The sequence below is a fragment of the Streptomyces fodineus genome (genome assembly GCF_001735805.1).
GTDB lineage: Bacteria > Actinomycetota > Actinomycetes > Streptomycetales > Streptomycetaceae > Streptomyces > Streptomyces fodineus.
The window spans coordinates 2,763,845-2,787,986 of sequence record NZ_CP017248.1 but is presented as its reverse complement, the minus strand read 5'-3'; the positions used below and the strand labels follow the sequence as shown (position 1 = coordinate 2,787,986).

Annotated in this window: 7 protein-coding genes; all 7 read left to right on the top strand. The window is 71.8% G+C overall.

The features are described 5' to 3' along the window. Positions 1-21: 21 nt before the first annotated feature. A complete protein-coding gene (locus tag BFF78_RS11265; protein WP_079161264.1) occupies positions 22-3,117 on the top strand; it encodes a type I polyketide synthase in 3,096 nt (1,031 codons plus the stop codon). Between the two features lie 40 nt (positions 3,118-3,157). Continuing rightward, positions 3,158-8,746: a type I polyketide synthase gene (locus BFF78_RS11260; RefSeq protein ID WP_227025811.1), complete on the top strand. Its 5,589-nt coding sequence runs from the start codon at positions 3,158-3,160 to the stop codon at positions 8,744-8,746. Beyond that, a complete protein-coding gene (locus BFF78_RS11255) occupies positions 8,743-15,273 on the top strand; it encodes a type I polyketide synthase (protein WP_069778188.1) in 6,531 nt (2,176 codons plus the stop codon). Before BFF78_RS11260 ends, BFF78_RS11255 begins: the two co-directional genes overlap by 4 nt. 1 nt (position 15,274) lies before the next feature. After that, on the top strand, positions 15,275-18,391 hold the full coding sequence (locus BFF78_RS11250) for a type I polyketide synthase (RefSeq protein ID WP_069778187.1): 3,117 nt from the start codon (positions 15,275-15,277) through the stop codon (positions 18,389-18,391). 190 nt (positions 18,392-18,581) lie between these two features. Then, a complete protein-coding gene (locus tag BFF78_RS11245; protein WP_227025810.1) occupies positions 18,582-21,809 on the top strand; it encodes a non-ribosomal peptide synthetase in 3,228 nt (1,075 codons plus the stop codon). Positions 21,810-21,937: 128 nt separating this feature from the next. Further along, complete coding sequence (locus BFF78_RS11240) at positions 21,938-22,717, top strand: AfsR/SARP family transcriptional regulator (protein ID WP_069778186.1); 780 nt, start codon at positions 21,938-21,940, stop codon at positions 22,715-22,717. 94 nt (positions 22,718-22,811) lie between these two features. Beyond that, complete coding sequence (locus BFF78_RS11235; protein ID WP_069778185.1) at positions 22,812-24,128, top strand: activator-dependent family glycosyltransferase; 1,317 nt, start codon at positions 22,812-22,814, stop codon at positions 24,126-24,128. Positions 24,129-24,142: the final 14 nt, after the last annotated feature.

Here is a 24,142-nt window from a genome sequence, read left to right as displayed (position 1 = left end):
AGGGAACCGGAAGGGATGCGTATGAGTGGCGCAGCCACCGATATTGCCGTCATCGGGATGTCGTGTCGCTTCCCGGGTGTGGGCGGTCCGGACCAGTTCTGGCGCCTGCTGCTTGACGGGAAGTCGACCGTCGGAACGTTTCCCCAGCAGCGTGCGGTCGCCACGAGGCACCCGTCCCACCCGGACGCCGTCACCGTGAACTCGGGTTCCTTCTTCGACTCCATCGACGGGTTCGACGCGGAGTTCTTCGGCACGGGGCCGGCGGAGGCGGCCGCCATGGACCCCGTGCAGCGGCTGGGGCTGGAGCTCGCCTGGGAGGCCGTCGAAGACGCCGGTGTCCCGGTGACCGCGCTCGCGGGCCGCGAGATCGATGTCGTGGTCGGCGCCGCGCAGTCGGGGTACGAGCTGCTGCGCACACGGTCCGGCAGCGACCGGGACGACCACTACGCGGCGCTCGGCTCGAGCGGCGCGCTGATCGCGAACCGGATCTCGGCCCTGTTCGATGTCCGCGGGATGAGCTTCTGCGCGGACTCGGGCCAGTCCTCCGCCCTCGTGTCCTTCGCGCTGGCATGCGAACGGATACGGAGCGGCGCGGTCGACATGGCGATCGTGGGCGGCGTCAACCTGGTCGCCGATCCGGAGGCGGGGCTCGGCATGGCCAATCTGGGCGCCTTGTCGCCCGAAGGCCGCTGCTTCGCCTTCGACGAACGGGCCAGCGGTTTCACCCGAGGAGAGGGCGGGGCGTTCGTCCTGCTGAAGGGACTCGACCTTGCCGTCGCCCACGACGATCACATCTACGCGGTGGTCCGTGGCTGGAGTGTCGGCAGCGGTGGCGCGTCCTCCCGGATACCGGATCCCAGCCCCGGTGCGCAGGCGGCGACCGTGCTGTCCGCTCTGGAACGCGCCGCTGTTCCGTTCGACGGTGTCGACTATGTCGAGGCCCACGGCACCGGTACCCGGGTCGGTGATCCGGCCGAGATCGCCGGTCTGCGCGAGGTGTTCCGGGAGACGGGCCGCAGCCGCCCGCTGGTGATCGGCTCGGTGAAGACGAATGTCGGGCACCTGGAGCCCGCCGCGGGAATCGTCGGCCTGGTGAAGGCGGCGCTGTGCCTGGACCGCGCCCACCTGGTTCCGAGTCTGAACTTCCGGTCCCCGAACCCCGCCATTCCCGACTTCCGGAAGGACTTCGAGGTTCTCCTTGCCGCACGGCCCTGGCCGAGCGCGCCGTGCCGGCCACGGCGGGCAGGGGTGTCGGCGTTCGGGATGGGTGGCACGAACGCGCACGTGATTCTCGAGCAGGCACCGGCGCGGCGGACGCAGCCCCGCGCCGCGGGTGACGGCCCGGCCCCCACGGGCGTTTCCGGGGTGGTGCCGTGGGTGCTCTCGGCGCGGTCGGAGCCGGCGCTGCGGGAGCAGGCGGCGCGGTTGCGGGACCACGTGGCCGCGGACGCGTCGCTGACGGCGGCCGATGTGGGGTACTCGCTGGTGTCGACGCGGACGTCGTTCGAACACCGGGCGGTGGTGCTGGGCGGTGACCGTGCGCAGGCGCTGGCCGGTCTCGACCTGGTGGCGGCGGGCGCCGATTCGGCGCGTGTGGTCACAGGAGTGGCTGCGGAACCGGTGGGACCCGTCGTCTTCGTGTTCCCCGGCCAGGGCTCGCAGTGGCTGGGCATGGGGCGGCGGCTGTACGCGGAGTCGGAGGTGTTCGCGCGCGGGATCGATGAGTGCGCGCGTGCTCTCGCACCGTGGGTGGACTGGTCACTGGTGGACCTGGTGACGGGTGTGGAGTCGGCGCCCTCGCTGGAGCGCGGGGACGACGTGGTCCAGCCGGCGTTGTTCGCGATGATGGTGTCCCTGGCGCGGGTGTGGCGTTCCCTGGGCGTGGTTCCCGATGCGGTGGTGGGCCACTCGCAGGGCGAGATCGCAGCGGCGTGCGTGGCAGATGTGCTCCCGCTTCAGGACGCGGCACGGATCGTCGCCCTGCGCAGCCGGGCATTGACCGAGCTGGCCGGCGCGGGCGGTTTGACCGCGGTGTCCGCGCCCCTTGGATGGGTCGAGGACCGGTTGGGGCGGTGGTCGGGGCGGCTCTGCGTGGGTGCGGTCAACGGGCCGGCTTCCGTGGTGATCTCCGGGGACCTCGAGGCACTGGACGAGTTCGCCGCGATGGCGGCCGGTGACGGCGTCCCGGTCGGCCGGGTGAGGATTGAGTACGCGTCACATTCCCACCACGTCGAACGCGTCCGGGACCGGGTGCTCGACGCCACCGCGGGGCTCTCCCCGAGAAGGTCACCGGTGGAGTTCCACTCCACGGTCACCGGGGGGTTGCTCGACACGCCCGTGCTCGACGGCCCGTACTGGTACGACAACCTGCGCTCGACCGTGCGTTTCGGTGAGGTCGTCGAAAACCTGATGCGTGACGGCGGCGGTGTGTTCGTCGAAGTGAGTCCGCACCCCGTGCTCGCGGTGGCGATGGGAGAGATCGCCGACGCGCTGGCGGCCTCGCCGGTGATGGTGGGTACCCTGCACAGGAGCGACGGGAGCGCGAGCAGCATCCTGACCTCGCTGGCCGAGCTGCACGTGCGTGGTGTGCCGGTGAACTGGGAGGCGGTGTTCGCCGCGGACCGGCCGCGCCGGATCGGTCTGCCGACCTACGCGTTCCAGCGGCAGCGGTACTGGCTGACGGCACCCGACGACACCGGCACCCCGAACACGGACCCCGCCGCGCGGGAGGACGGACCGGGGGCGAGGGCCGGGACGGCGGACCTGGGTTCGGAGGCGTCGGTCCTCCATCTCGTGTGCGCCGAAGCGGCAGCCGTGCTGGGCCGGGTGGATCTGACGGGTGCCGATGTCGCGGCAAGGGCGGCCGACACCTTCAAGGCCTTGGGTTTCGACTCCTCGATGGCCGTGCGGCTCCGCAACCGGCTCACCGCGGCGGTCGGTGTGCGGCTCCCGGCCACCGTCGCGTTCTCCCACCCCACCCCGCAGACGCTCGGCCGTCACGTCTTCTCCCTCCTCGTGCCGGAGGGGCCCGATGCCCCGGAAACGGTGGAGGCAACGAGTGCGGAAAGCCGCACTGACGATGAATTGTACGAATTGATCGACCGCGGATACGTGTAACACCACCTGTTCGTCCAAGCAACCGTTCGGGGAGGCCCTGGTGGAGGATGTCGACAAGCTCCGGTCCTACTTGCGACGCGCCGTCGGCGATGCGCAGTCCCTGCGCGAGCGGGTGCGCGAGCTGGAGGAGTCCGCTCGCGAACCCGTCGCAGTCGTGGGTGTGGGGTGTCGCTTCCCGGGTGGGGTGACGTCGCCCGAAGGGCTGTGGGCAGTCGTGTCCGACGGGGTGGACGCGATGGCCGACTTCCCGCGCGACCGCGGGTGGGACGTGGAGGCGCTGTACGACCCGGATCCCGAGGCGCGCGGGAAGACGTACACGCGGTCGGGCGGGTTCCTGTCCGGCCTCGCGGACTTCGACGCGGCATTCTTCGGGATCAGCCCGCGCGAGGCGCTGGCGATGGATCCGCAGCAGCGGCTGATGCTGGAGACGTCGTGGGAAGCGCTGGAACGGGCGGGTATCGACCCTGACCGGTTGCGGGGTTCGCAGACCGGGGTGTTCACCGGGATCTACGGGGTCGACTACGGCCCGCGGATGGGCGGCGGGGCAGCCGCCGAGGTGGAGGGTTTCGGCATCACCGGGACGTACACCAGCGTCGCCTCGGGCCGGGTCGCCTACGTGCTGGGTCTGGCCGGTCCCGCGGTGTCGGTGGACACCGCGTGCTCCTCCTCGCTGGTCGCCGTCCACCAGGCCGTGCGGTCCCTGCGTTCCGGTGAGTGCGGGTTGGCGCTGGCCGGTGGGGTGTCGGTGCTGCCGACTCCGGCGCTGTTCGTGGAGCTCGCCCGACAGCGGGGTCTGTCGGTCGACGGGCGGTGCAAGTCGTTCGCGGAGGCGGCCGACGGAACCGGCTGGGGCGAGGGCGCGGGTGTGCTGGTGCTGGAGCGGCTGTCGGAGGCGCGACGTCACGGGCGTCGGATCTGGGCGGTGATCAGGGGTTCGGCGATCAACCAGGACGGGGCGTCCAACGGCTTGACCGCGCCCAGCGAGCCGGCCCAGCGGCGGGTCATACGGGCGGCCCTGGCCGATGCCGGGCTGTCGCCCGGCGAGGTGGACGCGGTGGAGGCGCACGGCACCGGCACGAGGCTCGGCGACCCCATCGAGGCGGAGGCGCTGCTGGCCACCTACGGGCAGGACCGGGATCCCGGCAGCCCGCTCTGGCTGGGGTCGCTGAAGTCGAACATCGGCCACACACAGGCGGCTGCGGGTGTCGGCGGAATGATCAAGATGATCATGGCGATGCGCCACGGAGTGTTGCCCAGGACGCTGCACGTGGACCGCCCGACCACGCACGTGGACTGGTCGTCGGGGGCGGTGGAGCTGCTGGTCGACGCGAGGGAGTGGCCGAGCGCACCGGGGCGGCCCCGGCGCGCCGGGGTGTCGTCCTTCGGAGTCAGCGGCACGAACGCGCATCTCATCCTGGAGGAGGCGCCCGAGCGGGAGGACGCCGTGGCGCGTCCGGCCGGGGGCCCCGCCACCGATCAGACGTTTGCCGGCGCCCCCGCAGTGGTGCCGTGGGTGCTGTCGGGGCGGTCGGCGCAGGCGCTGCGGGAACAGGCGCTGCGGCTGGGGGAGAGCGTGGCCGCGGACGCGGCCCTGCCCATCGCCGCGGTGGGGCGTTCGCTGGTGACGACGCGTTCCCTGTTCGAGCACCGCCAGGTGGTGATCGGTGCGGACCGGGACGAGCTGCTCGCCGGCCTGGCCGCCGCTGCCCGGGGGGACGCGGGCAGCTCCGCCGGCGTGGTCTCCGGCGTGGCGCGGCCGGCGGACAGGACGGTGTTCGTGTTCCCGGGCCAGGGGTCGCAGTGGGCGGGGATGGGGCGGGAGCTGTGGGAGTCGTCCCCGGTCTTCGCCGAGCAGCTGCGCGCGTGCGAGCAGGCGCTGGCGCCGTGGCTGTCCTGGTCGTTGATCGACACCGTCTGCGGGGGGCCGGAGGCGGCGGACCTGGACCGGGTGGACGTCGTCCAGCCGGTGCTGTTCGCGGTGATGGTGTCACTGGCCCGGGTGTGGGCTTCGCTGGGGGTGACCCCCGATGCGGTGATCGGTCACTCCCAGGGCGAGATCGCCGCGGCCTGCGTCGCGGGCGCCCTGACGCTGCCGGACGCGGCCAGGATCGTGGCCCTGCGGTCCCGGCTGCTGGCCAGTACCGCCGGGCACGGTGGCATGGCGGGGATCCTGCTGCCCGAGCACCGGGTGCGGGAGCTGATGGCGCGGTGGGGGGCCCGGATCGCGGTCGCCGGGGTCAACGGACCGAACTCGACGACGGTCTCGGGCGAGGCCTCGGCGGTCAGGGAGCTGGTCGCGGCCTGCGAAACCGACGGCGTGCGCGCGCGGTGGATCCCGGCGAGCGTTCCCGGCCACTCACCGCTGATGGACCAGTTCGAGGACCGGCTCCTGCACGAGCTGGCCGGGCTCGCACCCGTGCCCTCGCCGGTGGCGTTCTACTCGACGGTGACCGGTGGCCCGGTCGACACCGCGGAGCTGGACGCGGCCTACTGGTTCCGCAACCTGCGTGAACCGGTCCGGTTCGAAGCCACGATGCGACGCCTCCTCGACCGGGAGCAGGGCGCCGTCATCGAGGTCAGCCCGCACCCGCTGCTCACGATCAACATCCAGGAGATGCTCGAGACCACCCCCGGCACCGGTGGCGTGGTGGTGGGTACGCTGCGCCGCGGCGACGGCGGGCCGGCGCGGTTGTACCGGTCGGCGGCCGAGGCCTTCGTGGCGGGCGTCCCGGTGTCGTGGGAAGCGGCGTTCCGGGACCAGGAGGGCCACTGGGTCGAGTTGCCCACGTACGCCTTCCAGCGGCAGCGGTACTGGCTGCGCACCCCCGGCGAAACCACCGCCGGCAGCACGTCGGACCACCCGCTGCTCGACGCTGTGATCGATCTGCCCGAGGACGGCGAGCACGGTGGAGTGGTGGGCAGCGGGCGCCTGTCGCCGGAGCGCCACCCGTGGCTCGCCGATCACGTGGTCCACGGCGCCCTGCTGGTTCCGGGAACGGTGCTGGCCGAGATGGCGGCGTGGGCGGCGCACCGGGTGGGCTGCGACGTCGTCGACGAACTCACGCTGGAGACACCGCTGGTGCTCTCCCGAACGGCCGACCGCGAGATCCGCGTCGTCGTCGACGGCAAGCGGATGTTCAGCGTGCACTCACGGGCCGAGGGCGAACCCGAGTGGACACGGAACGCCGTCGGGGCCGTCGGGCCCGGCACCTCAGGAGCCCATCGGGAGGAAGACCTCGTCGCGTGGCCTCCGACAGGCGCGGCCGACGTGCCCGTCGAGGACGCGTACGCCGCACTCGCCGCCATCGGCTTCGGCCACGGTCCACTCGTACAAGGCCTGAAGAAGGTGTGGCGCCGCGACGACGTCCTGTTCGCGGAGGTGGAACCGACCGCGCTCGGCGGCGCGGCTCCGGACGGGTTCCGGATCCACCCGGCGTCCCTCCACGCCGCGTTGGTTCCGATCGGCCTGGGACGCTTCGTCGACGACTCCCGGCCCGAAGGATGGCTGCCGCACCGCTGGACGGGGATCCGCCTGAACTCCGCCCGGCCGACCGAGCTGCGCGTCCGGCTCGCGCCCGTGGGGGAGAACGCGCTGTCCGTGGCCGTGGCGGATCAGGACGGTGCACCGGTCGGCGGTGTCGCATCGCTGTCCCTGCGGCCCGCGGACGTCGGGCAGTTGACCGAGATGAGCTTCGACCGGCAGGACTCGCTGTTCCGGGTGGACTGGACCCCGCTCCCGTTCCCGTCCGGGGCAGCCGCGGGCCGGCACGTGGTGGTGGGCGCGCCCGACGAGGTCACCGCAGCCCTCGCCCGGGACACAGCGGTCTTCGCCGACCTCCGGGAACTCGCCGCCTCCGGCCAGGAGATACCGCCGGTCGTCGTCGCCTGGACCGACCGGGCGGGCGGGGGCGACGACACACCCGCGGTCGTCGAGCGGCACCTCCATCGTGTACTGCGGTGGACGCAGGACTGGCTCGCCGACGACCGGTTCTCCGGTTCACGGCTGGTCGTCGTGACGCGCGAGGCGGTCCACGACGGCGAGGACCCCCGCACCGACCCCGCGGCAGCTGCGGTCTGGGGATTCGTGCGCACCGCGCAGACCGAGAACCCGGACCGGTTCGTGCTCGTGGACACGGACGACCACGTCGCTTCGTGGGCCTGTGTCCCAGCGGCGGCCGGAACCGGAGAACCCCAGCTCAGGATCCGGGCCGGCGCCATGACCGTCCCGCGACTGACGCACGCCCACAAGTGGCCCGGCCCGGCGGGGCGCGTGCCCCGTCTGGACTCCGGGACGGTACTGATCACGGGAGGCACCAGCGGCCTCGGGGCGATGCTGGCCCGGCACCTCGTGGAGCGGCACGGCGCGCGCCGGCTGGTCCTGGCAAGCAGGCGGGGGCCGGCGGCTCCGGCGGCGGCGGGGCTGCGGGAGGAGCTGACCACGGCCGGCGCCCGCGTCGAGATCGTCGCCTGCGATGTCTCGGACCGCCGCTCCGTCGCCGAACTGATCGCCGCGGTGCCCGGCGAGCACCCGCTGACGGCGGTGATCCACTGCGCGGCGGCGCTGGACGACGGGGTCGTCGAGGCGCTGACCGAGGACCGCGTGGACGCGGTGCTGGCGCCGAAGGCGCACGGCGCCTGGCACCTGCACGAGCTGACCAGGCATCTGGACCTGACCGCCTTCGTGCTGTTCTCCTCGGTCGCGAGTGTGCTCGGGACAGCGGGGCAGGCCAACTACGCGGCGGCCAACGCGTTCCTCAACGGGCTGGCGGAGGCCCGCCACGCCGAGGGACTGGCGGCCAGCTCGTTGTGCTGGGGCTACTGGGCACAGCGCAGCGAACTGGGCGCCGACCTCGGCGAGGCGGACATCGCGCGCCTGCGACGGCAGGGCGTACAGCCGATGTCGTCGCACGAGGGGCTCGCGCTCTTCGACGCGGCGATCTCCCGGGACAAGACGCCGGTGCTGGTGCCGGCGCGTCTGAACCTCCCGGCACCGGGAGCGCCGGGGGCCGACCCGGTGGGATCCCCGCTGTTGCGCGGCCTGACCGGGACTCCCACCGGACCGGGGAGCCGGCCGGTCACCGACGCAGGGATCGCGCAGCAGGTCAGGTCGCTGCCGCGGGCCGACGCCGAGGCCGTGCTGCTCGATGCCGTCCGGGCGCAGACCGCGATCGTCCTCGGCCACTCCGACACCGGGCGGATCGGTTCCACCATGGCGTTCAAGGATCTCGGGATCGACTCCCTCATGGCGCTGGAGTTGCGGAACAAGCTCGCGACGGCGACCGGCCTGAAGCTGCCCGCCACGCTGGCGTTCGACCACCCGAATGCGAGCGCCCTCGCCCAGTTCCTGAACGCGGGCCTGCACCCGGGCTCCGGCGACGACCCGCAATCCCCGGCCGACCGCCTGACCAAGGAGATCGAAGAGCTGGGCGCTCGGCTGGAGGACACCGCCGCCGGTCTCGCCGAGGAGGAGAAGACCCTCATCGCCACGCTGCTCGGCGAGTTGCCGGGCCGAGTCCGTCCGAAGGCGGGCGAGGGTTCACCGGACGGCATCGCCGGCCGGATCAGTGCGGCATCAGCCGGCGAGCTTCTCTCGCTGCTGGACGAAGAGCTCGCCCGGGGAGAGCGATGACCAACGACGACAACGCCGATGTTCTCGACTACCTGAAGCGGACATCGATCGAACTGATCGAGACGCGCCGACGCCTGAAGGAGCTGACAGAGGCCGCTGCCGAGCCCATCGCGATCGTGGGTGTCGCCTGCCGCTTCCCGGGAGGCGTGGCGACCCCGGAGGAGTTGTGGGAGCTGGTGCGGGCGGGCCGGGACGTGGTGTCGGACTTCCCGGGGGACCGCGGCTGGGACCTTCAGGCCCTGTACGACCCGGATCCGGACCGGCCGGGCACCTGCTACACGCGCTCCGGCGGGTTCCTGTACGACGCGGGTGACTTCGACGCGGACTTCTTCGGGATCAACCCACGAGAAGCGCTGGCCGCCGACCCGCAGCAGCGGTTGCTCCTCGAGACCTCGTGGGAGTCCCTGGAACGAGCCGGCATCGACCCGCACACCCTGCGCGGCAGCGACACCGGCGTCTTCGCCGGTCTGGCGTACTTCGGTTACGGGAACCACTTCTTCACCCCGGAGAGCATCTCGGGCTACGGACAGACCGGTTCCCTGCTGAGCATGGCGTCCGGGCGCGTGGCGTACGCGCTGGGCCTGGAGGGCCCGGCGGTGTCGACCGACACCGCGTGCTCGTCCTCGCTGGTGGCGGTGCACCAGGCGGTGCGGTCGCTGCGGCAGGGCGAGTGCGCGCTGGCCCTGGCCGGCGGCGTCACCGTCATGGCGACGACACAGGTGCTCCGCGAGATGTCGCGGCAGCGGGGCCTGGCGGCGGACGGCCGGTGCAAGGCGTTCGCCGACGCGGCCGACGGCACCGGCTTCTCCGAAGGCGCCGGAGTCCTGGTCCTGGAGCGGCTGTCGGACGCGCGGCGCCACGGGCGCCGTGTCTGGGCGCTGATCCGGGGCTCGGCGATCAACCAGGACGGGGCGTCCAACGGGATGACCGCGCCGAGCGGGCCGTCACAGCAACGGGTGATCCGGGCGGCGCTGTCCAACGCGCGGGTCCGGGCGGGCGACGTGGACGTGGTGGAGGCCCACGGGACCGGTACGACGCTGGGCGATCCGATCGAGGCGCAGGCGCTGCTGGCCACCTACGGGCAGGGCCGCGATCCCGACCGCCCGCTGTGGCTGGGGTCGCTGAAGTCGAACATCGGGCATACACAGGCGGCCGCGGGCGTCGGCGGGATCATCAAGATGATCATGGCGATGCGCCACCGGACGATGCCCAAGACGCTGCACGTGGACCGGCCGACGACGCAGGTGGACTGGTCGGCCGGGGCGGTCGAGCTGCTGACCGGGACGATGAAGTGGCCGAGCGTGCCGGGACGGCGCCGACGGGCGGGCGTGTCCGCCTTCGGGGCCAGTGGCACCAACGCGCACCTGATCCTGGAGGAGGCGCCCGAGGAGGAGACGGTGCCCGACGCCGTCGGTCGACCGTCCGGGCCGGTGCCGTGGGTCGTGTCGGCGCGGTCGCGGGGCGCGCTGCGGGCGCAGGCGGAGAAGCTGCGCGATTTCGCCGTGGCGCATCCCGATGCGGACGCCGCCGACATCGGTTGGTCGCTGGTGTCGAGCAGGTCGCGGTTCGAGCACCGCGCGGTGGTGCTCGGGCATGACCGGGACGAACTGCTGTGCGGACTCACGTCGTTGAGCGACGGCACCGAGTGTGCCGGGGTGGTACGGGGTGTCGTCGGTGACGTCGGCGGCGCCGCCTTCATGTTCCCCGGACAGGGCACGCAATGGGCAGGGACCACACGCCAGTTGTACGACTCCTTCCCCGTCTTCGCGCGCACCCTCGACGAGGTCTGCGAACACTTCGACGCACACCTTCCCTACGCCCTCATGCCCCTGCTCCTCGCCGACGCACCCGTGGAGGGCGGAGCGGGCCGGACCGACATCGCGCAGCCGGCGCTGTTCGCGCTGGAGGTCAGCCGGTACCGGCTCATGGTGACGTTCTGCGGGCAGCCGGGCCACCTGATCGGCCACTCCATCGGCGAGATCGCCGCCGCTCACGTGTCCGGAGCCCTGGACCTGGCCGCCGCGGCACGGCTGGTGGCCGCGCGCGGTCGGGTCATGCAGGCGGCCCAGCGGGGCGGAATGCTGTCGGTACGAGCCTCGGAAAGCGAAGTGAGCGCCCTGCTCGGTCCGTACGACCGCACCGGCGTCGCCGCCGTCAACGGCCCGGAGTCGGTCGTGGTCTCGGGCGTCCGCGAGGAGCTCCTCGACCTCCGGGAACGGCTCGTCTCCCGCGGCACACCGGCGAAACTCCTCGACGTCGACCACGCCTTCCACTCCCCGCTCATGGACCCGGTCCTGGACGAGTTCGCGGCCTCGATCGGCGAGCTCCCCGCGGGCCGCATGGCGATCCCGGTCGTCTCGACGAGGCTGGGCCGTGCAGCCTCGCTCCAGGAACTGACGTCCGTTGCGCACTGGGTGCGGCACATCCGCGAACCCGTTCGCTTCCACGACGCCGTGGAGCACGCCCGTACGGCTGGTGCGAACGTCTTCCTCGAACTGGGCCCCGGCTCGGCCCTCACGAGCATCACCAAGGAGGCCTTCGCCGCCGAGGGCGTGGACGACGCGGTGGTCCTGTCGTCGTCGCGGCGGGGCCGGGGCGCGGTGGAGACGCTGGTCGGATCACTGGCCCACCTGCACGTCCGGGGCGCTGCCGTGGACTGGGACGCCCTGTTCGAGCCGCGTCGGCGGGTGGACCTTCCGACGTACGCGTTCCAGCGGCAGCGGTACTGGCTGGACTTCCTGGCGGACATGAGCGGGCCGGACGTGGCCTCGGCCGGTCTTTCGGCTCCCGGGCACCCGTTGCTGGGCGCCGCGGTGGACCACCCCGGCACCGACGAGGTGGTCCTCACCGGTCTGTGGTCCCTGCGGACCCACGACTGGCTGGTCGACCACACCGTCTTCGGCGCGGTCGTCGTACCGGCGACGGTGTACCTGGACCTGGCGCTGTGGGCGGGCCAATTCGTCGGGTGCCCGGCGGTCGAGGAACTCTCCCTGGAGGTCCCCCTGGTCCTCCCCGACTCGGGCGACGTGCAGGTGCGGATCGTCGTCACGGCGCAGGACGGGACGGGACGCCGGTCCCTGGAGGTGTACGCGCGCCCCGGTGAGGACGACCGAACGGCCGGCGGCTGGACGCGGCACGCCGCAGGGAGCCTGGGACCGGGCACGACACCGGCCGCCACCAGGACCGATGACGCGCGCTCCCTCGCCGTATGGCCACCGGCCGGGGCGCAGCGGCTCGACATCGATGGTCTGTACGACACCTTCGCGGACGCGGGTTTCGACTACGGTCCGGCCTTCCGCGGGCTGCGCGAAGCGTGGCAGCGCGGTGACGACCTCTTCGCCACGGCCACGGTGCCGACCACCGCCGACGGATCGGCCGGTGCCGGATTCGCCCTGCATCCGGCCCTGATGGACTCCGTGCTGCACGCGGTGGTGGCCGGTGGTGTCATCGAGGTCACGGGCGACCGGGGCTGGATGCCCTTCTCGTGGTCCGGGGTGGACCTGGCGGGCGAGTGCGGCCCGACCGTGCGGATCCGGGTCTCCCCGGCCGGCGACGCCGCCGTGTCGGTGGCGGTCGCCGACGAGCACGGCCGCGCGATCGCTCACATCGGGGCGTTGACGTTCCGGCCGGCGAGCCCTGAGCACCTGCGCCCCGCGCGCGGCGGGCACGGGCAGTCGCTGTTCGAACTGGCATGGCGGCCCCTCCGGCGGAGCGCGGGGGAGACCCTCGACGGACAGTGGGCCGTCGTCGGTGCGAAGGACGGTTCGGCCTCCCGGCTTTCCCACGCGGGTGCCGTGCTCCACGAGTCCGTGGACGACGTCCTCGGGGGGGACGCACCCCGGCACCTCGTCCTCTGCCTGGACGACGTCACCGGCGCCGGCTCCGATCTGCTCGCCACGGACGCACGCGTGCTGGAACAGGTCCAGTGGTTCCTCGCCGAGGACTCTCTCGCCGGGTCCACCCTGGTGGTCCTCACCCGTCTGGCTGTCGCCACCGATGGCGAGGAGAGCGTCGGGAGCCTCCCCGGCGCGTCCGTGTGGGGCCTGATCCGGTCCGCTCAGACGGAGCACCCCGGCAGGTTCCGGCTGGTGGACCTCGACGACGAGGAGACCTCCTGGGCCCGCCTGCCGGACGCGCTCGGCCTCGGCGAGGACCAACTGGCCGTGCGGCGCGGCGCGTTCCTCGGCCCCCGGATGACGCCGGTCCCACCGGCGAACCACCGGACCGAGCCGCCGGCGGCCGGCGCGCACCGGCTGGGCATCGTGCGCAGGGGGACGCTGGAGAACCTGACATGGATTCCCTGCCCCGAGGTGGAGGCGCCCCTGACCAGCGGTCAGGTCCGCATCTCCGTGCACGCCGCGGGGCTCAACTTCCGGGACGTGACGATCGCCCTGGGGCTGGTGGAGAGGACGGCCATCGACGACGGGCTCGGCAGCGAGGGAGCCGGAACCGTGCTGGAGGTGGCGGACGACGTCAGCGGTCTCGCACCCGGTGACCGGGTGACGGGCATCTTCTCCGGAGCCTTCGGCCGCGTGGCCGTGGCCGATCAGCGGATGCTCATGCCCATCCCCGACGGGTGGAGCTACGCCGAGGCGGCGTCCGTGCCGGGCGCCTACCTCACCGCCTACTACGCGCTCTTCCACCTGAAGAAGCTCGAGAAGGGGCAACGGATCCTCATCCACGCCGCGGCAAGCGGTGTCGGGATGGCCGCCGTCCAACTGGCGAAGCACGTCGGTGCCGAGACGTACGCCACCGCGAGCCCGGCCAAGTGGCCCACCCTGCGCGGCCTCGGACTGGACGACGAGCACCTTGCGTCGTCACGGGATCTGCGGTTCGCGGAGAAGTTCCTGGATTCCTCCGGCGGCCGCGGTGTGGATGTCGTCCTGAACTCCCTCGCGCACACGTTTGTCGACGCCTCGCTGGCACTGCTCCCCGAAGGTGGGAGTTTCATCGAGATGGGGAAGACGGACATCCGCGATCCCCGGCAGGTGGCAGCCGATCACCCCGGAGTCGACTACCGGGCCTTCGACCTCTACGAGGTGGGCCCGGACACGATCCACGAGATGTTCGGCGCCGTGATGGAGTTGTTCGCCGCGGGGAGGCTGCGCCCGCTGCCGGTCTCCGTCCGCAACATCCGCGACGCACGTACGGCGTTCCGCGAGATGAGCCGGGGCCGTCACACCGGCAAGCTGGTCCTCGAGATGGGGGACGGCTTCGGCGGCGGGACCGTGCTGGTCACCGGCGGGACCGGCACGGTGGGCGCGCTGGTGGCGCGGCACCTCGTCGCCGAACACGGTGTGCGCAGCCTGGTGCTGGCCAGCCGCCGGGGCATGGCGGCCGACGGGGCCGCCGAGCTGGCCTCGGAGCTGGCGGGGGCGGGCGCGCTCGTCAGGGTCGTGCAGTGCGATGTCGCGGACCGGGCTGCCGTGGCGGCCCTGCTCGCGGACATGCCCCCCGGGTATCCGCTGACCGCGGTCGTGCACGCGGCGGGTGTGCTGGCGGACGGCACCGTCGAGTCGCTGACCGCGGAGAGCCTCGACCGCGTGTTGCGGGCCAAGGCCGGCGGGGCGGTCAACCTGCACGAGCTGACCAGCGGACACACCCTCTCGGCGTTCATCCTGTTCTCCGCCCTCGCGGGCGTGCTCGGCACCGCGGGACAGGCCAACTACGCGGCGGCGAACAGTTTCCTGGACGCTCTGGCGGCGCAGCGCAGGGCGTCCGGCCTGGCCGGCACATCGCTGTGCTGGGGCTGGTGGCAGGAGCACAGCGGCATGACCGCGGACCTGGACGAGGCCGACCTCGCCCGGGTACGCAGGCTGGGTGTCGCGGAGATGCCGACACCAGAGGCACTGGCCCTGTTCGACTCGGCGTGCGCGAGCGACAGGGCCGTGCTCATACCGGCGCGGTTGGACCTCTCCGCGTTGCGGAACAAGTCCGGCGACGAGCTGCCGCTCCTCCTGCGCGACCTCGTGGACGGCCGCCGCCCACGCCGGAACCGGACGGGCACGACCAGGGACAGTGGCCCTCAGGGCCTGGCCGGCCTGCCGGAGAGCGAGGCCGGGGCGGTCGTACTGGACTGGGTCCGCGAGCAGGTCGCCGTCGTGCTCGGACACCCGTCCGGCGCGGCCGTCGACGCCGACCAGGCGTTCACACAGCTCGGGTTCGACTCGCTGACCTCGGTCGAACTCTGCAACCGCCTGGCGTCCGCGGCCGGGCTGCGGCTGCCGTCCACCCTCGTCTTCAGCTACCCGACCCCACGCGAGCTGGGCGGACACCTGCTCGGCCGACTGCGCCCGGCGCCGAGCGCGAGCCCGGCCGAGGACGAGGAGATCCGGCGCGTGCTGCGCAACGTCCCGATCGACAGGCTGCGCAGCGCGGGCGTCCTGGACCTCGTGCTGGCCTGCGCCGACCCGGCCGGGCCGGACACCGGCGGGCAGGTGCCGGACGCGGTCACCGATGGGGAGGAACTGGCGGCCATGAACCTGGAAGCACTGGTCGACCTGGCGCTGGACGAGAGGGGCAAGTGACATGAGCGACTCCGCGGACCGCACGGCGGACGGCGCGGCCCGGGTCGAGCGGGCGCTGCGCACACTGATCGAGGAGCGCGACCGTCTGCGGCAGGAGAACGACGCCCTGAAAGCCGGCCGCGGCGAGCCGATCGCCCTGGTGGCCATGGCGTGCCGCTACCCGGGAGGTGTGTCCTCGCCCGAGGACCTGTGGGAGGTGCTCCGCGGCGGCCTGGACGTCGTGGACGAGTTCCCGGCGGACCGCGGATGGCGGGACGTGTACGACCCGGACCCCGAGACCGTCGGCGGCTCGTATGTGCGGCACGGCGGGTTCCTGACGGACGCGGCCGACTTCGACGCGGACTTCTTCGGTATCAGTCCGCGTGAGGCGCTGGCGATCGACCCGCAGCAGCGCCTGCTGCTGGAGACGTCGTGGGAGGTCTTCGAGCGCGCCGGCATCGTTCCCGCCGGTGTGCGCGGGGCCGACATCGGAGTCTTCGCCGGGGTGAGCTCCTCCGAGTACGGCTCACGCTTCCTCGAAGGGACCAGGAACGAGCTGGAGGGGTACCTGTTGCACGGCAGTGCGCCGAGCGTCGCCTCCGGCCGGGTGGCGTACGAACTGGGTCTGACCGGGCCGGCGGTGACCGTGGACACGGCGTGCTCGTCGTCGCTGGTGGCCCTGCACCTGGCGGTGCAGTCGCTGCGCTCGGGGGAGTGCTCGCTCGCGCTGGCGGGCGGGGTGTCGGTGATGTCTACGCCCGCGATCTTCGTGGAGTTCTCCCGGCAGCGCGGTCTGTCGGCCGACGGCCGGTGCAAGTCCTTCGCGGACTCGGCCGACGGGACCGGCTGGGCCGAGGGGGTGGGCGTGCTGCTCCTCGAGCGGCTGTCCGACGCCCGCCGCGACGGCCACCCCGTGCTGGCCGTCGTACGCGGTTCCGCGGTGAACCAGGACGGCGCCAGCAACGGGCTGGCCGCTCCCAACGGCCTCGCCCAGGAGAAGGTGATCCGGCAGGCGCTGGCCAACGCGGGCGTCGATGCCCGGGAGGTGGACCTGGTCGAGGCCCACGGCACCGGAACCGCGCTCGGCGACCCCATCGAGGCAGGTGCTCTGCTGGCGACCTACGGACAGGGACGGGCCGGGGGCAGGCCGCTCCGGCTGGGGTCCATGAAGTCGAACATCGGGCACGCCCAGGCCGCCGCCGGGGTCGCCGGGGTCATCAAGGCGGTGCTGGCCATGCGCCACGGGTTCCTGCCGAAGACTCTGCACGTGCAGGTGCCCTCACGGCACGTGGACTGGTCCTCCGGCGCGGTCGAACTGCTGGTGGAGGGGCGTGGATGGCCCCGGGCGGACGGTCCGCGGCGGGCGGGCGTGTCGTCGTTCGGGATCAGCGGCACCAATGCCCACGTGATCCTGGAAGAGGCACCGGCGCAGCCGACGGACGAGCGCGGTCCGGGCCCGGCCGTCGCCGACGGGCTGGTGCCGTGGGTGGTGTCCGGCAGGAACGCGGCGGCCCTGGCCCGGCAGGCGGCCCGGCTGCGCGACTTCGCCCACGCCGAACCGGGCCTGGACGTCGCCGACGTCGGTTGGTCGCTGGTGTCGAGCCGGTCGCGCTTCGACCACCGTGCCGTGGTGCTGGGCCGCGGCCGGGACGAGTTGCTGAGCGGCTTGACGGCGTTGAGCGACGGCGCGGAGTCCGCCCGGGTCGTACGCGGTGTCGCCGGGGACCTCGGCGGCGTGGTCTTCGTGTTCCCCGGGCAGGGCTCGCAATGGGCCGGCATGGGGCAGCAGTTGTACGACGCCTTCCCCGTCTTCGCCCGCAGTCTCGACGACTGCGCGGCCGCGTTGGCCGAATGGGTCGACTGGCCGCTGCTCGACGTGGTGCGCGGCGTGGAGGGCGCGCCCTCACTGGACCGGGTGGACGTGGTTCAGCCGGTGCTGTTCTCGGTCATGGTGTCCATGGCCGCACTGTGGCGGTCCTGGGGCGTGGCGCCGGCCGCCGTGGTGGGGCACAGCCAGGGCGAGATGGCCGGCGCCCATGTGTGCGGTGCGCTGTCGCTGCGGGACGCCGCCAGGATCGTGGCGCTGCGCAGCAGAGCGCTGGTGGACCTGATCGGTCACGGCGGCATGGCGTCGGTCGCCGAGTCCGCGGATTTCGTGGCGGCGCGTCTGGGGCCGTGGCACGACCGGGTGAGCATCGCCGTGGTCAACGGACCCCATTCGGTGGTGGTGTCCGGGGAACCGGACGCGCTCGACGAATTCGTCGAGAAGATGAAGGCCGAGGGCGCTCAGGCCCGGCGGGTATCGGTTGATTACGCCTCCCATTCCCCCCAGGTGACCCGCGTCCGCGACCAGGTGATCGGTCCGCTGTCCGGCGTGCGCCCGAAAACGTCGGCGTTGCCCTTCTATTCGACCCTGTACGGCAGAACCATCGACACGGCGGAGCTGAACGGCGCCTACTGGTACGACAACCTGCGCGAGAAGGTCCTCTTCGAACCCTCCGTCCGGCAGTTGGTCGAGGACGGTTTCCGGGTGTTCATCGAGATGAGTCCGCACCCCGTTCTGACGGTCCCGGTGCAGGAGATGGTCGAGGAGGTGGACGACGCGCTCGTCCTGTCATCCGCGCGGCGGGACCGCGGCGAGGTGGAGGCCGTGCTCGGCTCCCTGGCCCAACTGCATGTCCGCGGCGGCCTGGTGGACTGGGACGCGGTGTTCGGAGCGCGTCGGAGGGTGGACCTGCCGACGTACGCCTTCCAGCGGCGGCGGTACTGGTTGAACTCCTCCCACACGGCGGTGGCGGTGGAGGCGCCCGCGACCGGGCTACCCGTGGACGATGACCACCTCGGGCCTCTGTCGGACCGGATCGCCGCGCTCCCCGACGGGGAAGCGGAGGCAGTCGTCCTGGACCACGTCCTGGAGAAGGTCGCCGTCGTGCTCGGACACCCCTCCGGCGAGACCATCGACCCCGACCAGGAGTTCAAGGCCATAGGATTCGACTCGCTGTTGTCGGTGGAGCTGAGCAAACGCCTGGCCGTGTCGACCGGGCTCAAGCTGAGGGCGAATCTGGTGTTGCGGCATCCGTCGCCGAGACTGATCGCCCGGCACATCATGTCCTCGCTGGCCGGCGGCGATCCGCGGTGAGCCCACCGCCCTCCGGGCGCTGTCCGGCCCCGTGGGACGTCCCGTCGCCAGGACACCGCGGGGGTTTTCAGCGGCTCGCCCGGCCCCGGCACCCGCGTTGTCTTGACCGGGCCGATCCACACCTGTGAAGGTGCGATTGATCTACGAATTCCTCCGGTTTCTGGGCTAGTTCGCTGAGGAGTTGATCCGTGTGCGTTCGCTCGGTGCGTCGTCCGCACAACAAGGTTTGTGGCTGGCGCAGAGAATGTCTCCCGAAACGCTGAACCATGCGCTGTTCATGTGGGACGTCGACGGTGAGCTGGACGTGGCGGTCATGGAATCCGCATTCCGTCACGTGCTGGGTGAGGCGGACGTACTGACCGTCACCTTCACCGAGGAAGACGGTGAACTCCAGCAGGTGCCCCGGCAATTGGGGGACTGGCGGCCGTTCTTCATGGATTTCAGCGAGGCGGCCGATCCCGAGCAGGCGGCCCGCGAGGCGCTGGCCGATCTGGTGGGGCAGCCGTTCGATCTTGAGCGCGATCTGCTGCTCCGGCTGGGCGTGGTCAGACTTGCGGCGGCCCGCTCTCTCGTGGTGATCGCCTACCACCACCTCGTGTCGGACGGGTACGGCGCAGCAGGCCTGCTGTCGCGGCGCGTTGCCGAGGTGTACACGGCGTTGATGCGCGGCTCGCAGGTACCGGACCTGCCGCACCCGTGGGATGCCGGGTCGTTCGCGGCCGAGGCGGCGGAGTACCGCGCCTCCCGGGCGTTCGCCGATGACACGGAGTTCTGGCGCACCTACCTGGCGGACGCCCCGGCACCCGCCCAGATTCCGCGTGTCGTCCTGCCCGAGGAGACGCGGTCCGCGCTGTCGGAGCCGATGGGCAGCGCCGACCGCTGGTCGCAGTTGGCCGAATCCATCGGCATGGTGAGCCGAACGCTGACCGTGCCACGTGCCGAGGCGGACGCGTGGACCGAGACCGCGAAGTCCATGGGCGTGTGGATGTCGTCGCTGCTGGCCGCGGCCACGGCGGTGTTCCTGCGGCACCGCTGCGACCGTCCGGAGATCCTCTTCTCGCTGGCCGTGGCCAACCGGGCCGGGGCGGCGAGCCGGACGCCCGGTCTTGCGGTGAACGTCGTGCCGGTGCGGGTGAGGGTTCCCCTCCACGCGACCTTCGCCGAGGTGGCCGACGCGATCGTCGACGAGACGTACGAGATCTTCGGTCACACCGCGTGCCACTACTCGGACATCCAGCGCGCGAGCGGGACCGTCCTGAGCGGTCGCGGCAGTTTCGGTGCCGTCCTCAACGTCGTCGAGTTCACGGAGCAACTCCACTTCGCCGGCAACCCGGCGCGCCACCTCGGGGGAACGGTCGGGGCCTTCGACGAGCTGTCGATCACTGTCCACACAGACGGGAGCGCCGACAGTGACCTGTTCATCCGGCTCGACGCCCCCGCGGTCCTGTACTCCCGCCCAGAACTGCGCTTCATCGGCGAGGAGCTGATCGAGTACATCCGTGCGGTGACGGCCACCGGTTCACAACCGGTCGGTGCGCTGGACGTGGTCGGCGGTGCCGAGCGGGACCGGGTGCTGACGGCACCGGACGACACGGACGCGCCGCTGCCGGACTTGACGGTTCCGGACCTGTTCGCCCGCCAGGTGGACCGGGCGCCCGACGCCGCCGCGGTGGTGGCCGGTGACGCGGTGCTCTCGTACCGGGAGCTGGACGAGCGGGCGAGCCGTCTGGCAGAGGCGCTGCGAGGCCGGGACGTCGGACCCGAGAAGGTCGTGGCGGTGGCGATGCCGCGATCGGTGAACCTGGCCGTGGCCCTGCTCGCGGTGGCGAAGGCGGGCGGGGCCTACCTGGCCGTCGACCCGGCAGCACCGACGCAGCGGATCACGTCGATGGTGCGCGATGCGCCGGTACGCCTCCTGCTCACCGATGCGGCGACGGCCGAAGGGCTCTGCGTCGGTCCGGACGTTCCGGCGATCCGGTACGACGACCTCCTGTCGGACACCGCCGACGCCGGCAGCGACCTGGCAGGGCGGGCTCCGCGGCCGCCGCATCGGGACAACCTGCTGGCCGTGACGTACGGCTCCGGACCGGCAGGTGCGGCCACAGGAGTCGCCGTGACGCACCGGAACCTGCAGCGGTCCGTCATGGATCGCCAATGGAGCGAAGGCGGCCACGGCACCGTGCTGTGGCATTCGCCGCCCACCTCCGATGCGCTCGTCCCCGAACTGTGGGTGCCTTTGCTGAACGGCGGCCGAGTGGTCGTGGCTCCTCCGGGCGGGCTGGACATCGATGAGCTGGCCGAATGGCGGGCGGCGAACGAGATCTCCCTCATGTTCCTGCCCGCGGACCTGTTCTCGGCGATCGCGGCAGACCGCCCCGGGTGTCTCGCCGGGTTGCGCGAGGTGTGGACGGGTGGCGACCGTGTGTCCGCGGCGGCGGTGCGACGGGTGCGGGAGGCCTGCCCCGAGTTGACGATCGTGAGCGGTCACGGTCCTGCGGAAACGACCCCGTTCGCCGCGTCCCACCGGCTGGCGGCGGACGGACCGGCGTACCACGCGGGCGTGGCCGGCCGGCCGACGGACCACACCGCCGTCTATGTGCTGGGTCCGGGGCTGGCGCCGGTCCCCGTGGGCGTGGCCGGGGAACTGTACGTGGCCGGGCCCGGCGTGGCGCGTGGCCTTTCCGGGCTCCCCGGGCCGACCGCGGAGCGGTTCGTGCCCTGCCCGTTCGGTCCGGTCGGCGGGCGCATGTACCGGACCGGAGACCGGGTGCGGTGGGGCACCGATGGCCACCTCGAATACGTCGGCCGGGCCGACGTTCAGGCAGAGATTCGCGGCGTGCGGGTCGAGCCGGTGGAGATCGAAGAGGTGCTCTGCGAGCATCCCGGGCTGGCCCGGTCGGTGGTGGTCGCCGGCAGGGACGACGCCGGGCAGCAGCGGCTGGTGGCCTACGTGGTGCCGGCCGGCGGCGGGACCGGCACTTCGGCCGAGGAACTGCGCCGGTTCGCCGCGGAGCGGTTGCCGGAGTTCAAGGTGCCGTCGGTGTTCGTGGTACTGGAACGCCTGCCGGTGACGGCCGGCGGAAGGGTGGACCGGGCGTCGCTGCCGGAGCCCGAGCCCGACGGCAGGCAGTACCGGGCACCGCGCAACCACACCGAGCGGGTTCTGGCCGAGGCGTTCGCCGACGCGCTCGAACTGAACCGGGTGGGCATCGACGAGGATTTCTTCGACCTCGGAGGCGATTCGCTGCGGGCGATCAGACTGGTCGGTCTGATCCGGGCGGAGTTGAATCTCGAGGTGTCCATCCGCGCATTGTTCGCGGCCCGCACCATCGCCGGTCTTTCGAACAGGTGGGAGGATCTCGCCCGATCGAAGAGGCCGGCTCTGAAGAGGAGGACGAAGGACGGCCAAGCGCTCTGAGCGTTGCCCGTCGCACAACCACGGTGGCGCGCGGGCCGGCGCTTGCCGCGTGATCCGCTGCGTGGTTCCGTGGGAAGGAAAAGGAGACGAAAGGCTGTCCGGAAGACAGTGTGACCGGGGGTTCATGCGTGCGATACGAGATCATGGGACCAGTTCGTGTCATAGACGAAGAAGGTTATTCGACGATCAAGGCGCAGAAAGTCGAAATCCTGCTCGCCGTTCTTCTCGTGAGATCCGATCAGGTGGTGACCGTGGATCAGCTGATCAGGGAGATCTGGGGAGAAGAACCCCCGCGCCGCGTCACCGCAGCACTTCACGTCTATGTCTCGCAAGTGCGCAAGTTCCTCAAGCGCCCTGGCGGAGGAGACGGTCCGGTGCTCACCAAGTCACCCGGATACATGTTGTGCCTCGGGTCGGACGAACTCGACCTCCGCAGCTTCGACCAACTCGTGAGGAAGGGCCGGGAATATCACCGTTCACGGAAGTTCGAGGCGGCCACCCGGAGTTTTGAGAATGCCCTCGGCCTGTGCCGGGGACCGCTGCTCGACGGCGTGTGCCGGGGACCGATTCTTCAGGGGTTCCAGACCTGGTTCAACGAGGCCAGGCTGGAATGCATGGAGATGCTGATGGATGCGCGACTGGCTCTGGGCAGGCACCGTGAACTCATCAGCGACCTGTACCGGCTCGGCACGGAACACCCCCTGCGGGAGACGTTCCACCGTCAGTTGATGCTGGCGCTGCACCGCAGTGACCGTCGGGCGGATGCGTTGCAGGTGTACCAACGGGCCCGCCGCGCGCTCCACGACGAGTTGGGGCTGGAGCCGGGCCGCGCACTGCAGGAGATGCAGCACGCCATCCTCACCGCGGACAACCGTCCGGTGTTGCCCGATCATGCGACTCAGCCGTGACCTCAGCACTCAGAAGGAGCGCCATGACGTCCGCCTCGCCGAGGCCGGCCCTTCCCGGTAACGGTTCCACGGCATCGGGCAGGGGGTGAAGAGCGTGCGCGTACTGTTCGTGTCCATCGCGTGGAAGACGCACATCCACCCGATGGTGCCGCTTGCCTGGGCACTGCGGTCGGCGGGCCACGAGGTACAGGTGGCCAGCGAACCGGAATGCCTCGACACCATCACGGAAGCCGGACTGACAGCGGTGTCCGTCGGCTCGGACGAGACTGTGGAAGAGCGCGTCCGCCGCATCCAAGGAGAGGACGCGGCCCAGGGGCTGATTCCCCCGCCCTTCACGGCCGACTCCCTGTACGACATCACCGACGGGGACCGGGACGGTCTCCCGTGGGAGCACATAACCTGGCTCTACGACACCCTCGTGGTGCCGCGGACATGGATACTGAACGACGAGATGGTCGACGACCTCGTGAGGTACTGCCGCTCCTGGCGGCCCGACCTCGTGTTGTGCGACGCGCTGAGCTACGCCGGAGCGGTGGCCGCGGACGCTGTCGGGGCGGCTCACGGACGGCTGATGTTCTGGCCGGACCCGAGCCTTCGGATGCGCCGCGACTTCCTGCGCGCGCAGGAGCGGCAACCGGCGGGCGCACGCCCGGACAGGCTGCGCGACTGGTTCGCGGAATGGGCGGGGAAGTACGGGCGTGACTTCACCGAGGAACTGGTCACCGGCCAGTTCGAGGTCAATGTCACGCCGGAGGACTACCGCCTGGAGCCCCATGACCGGACGCTGTCCCTGCGCTATGTGCCGTACCACGGCCGCTCCGTCGTACCGTCCTGGATCCATGGCGCGTCCCGCGCGCCTCGCGTCCTGATGACGTTCGGCATCTCGTCGCGGCAATGGGCCCTGCCCGGGCTGCCGGCCGTCTCGGTCGCGCAGGTGCAGGAGATCCTGGACTCGCTGGCCGACCTCGACATCGAGCTGGTCCTCACGCTGGCGGGCGAGGCGCGCGAACAGCTCCACCGGGTTCCGGAGAACACCCGGGTCGTGGACTTCGTCCCTTTGGACGTCATCGTGCCCACCTGCTCCGCCGTGATCCACCACGGCGGGGCGGGAAACTTCAACGGCTCGCTGGTGCACGGCGTTCCGCAGCTCGTCGTCGACTGCGCCGTCGACGCGCCTGCCAAGCGCATCATGCTGCAGCAGACCAGGGCCGGGCTGTCGATCGCGCCGGACGAGATCACCGGTCCGCGGATCAGGGAGTGTCTGACGCGACTGCTGGAGGACGACGCCTTCCGCGCGGGCGCCGAGCGGCTTCAGCAGGAGGCGCTGGCCCAGCCCACCCCCAGCGCGCTCGTGACGGACCTGGAGCGCTTCACGGCCGAGCAACGCTCCCGCGGTGCCGGCGGCTGTTAGACCGGATTTAGGAA

Excerpts from the sequence above, each read along its gene's own strand:
- BFF78_RS11265 (WP_079161264.1), top strand. The coding sequence starts at position 22 with ATGAGTGGCGCAGCCACCGATATTGCCGTCATCGGGATGTCGTGTCGC.
- BFF78_RS11255 (WP_069778188.1), top strand. The coding sequence starts at position 8,743 with ATGACCAACGACGACAACGCCGATGTTCTCGACTACCTGAAGCGGACA.
- BFF78_RS11250 (WP_069778187.1), top strand. The coding sequence starts at position 15,275 with ATGAGCGACTCCGCGGACCGCACGGCGGACGGCGCGGCCCGGGTCGAG.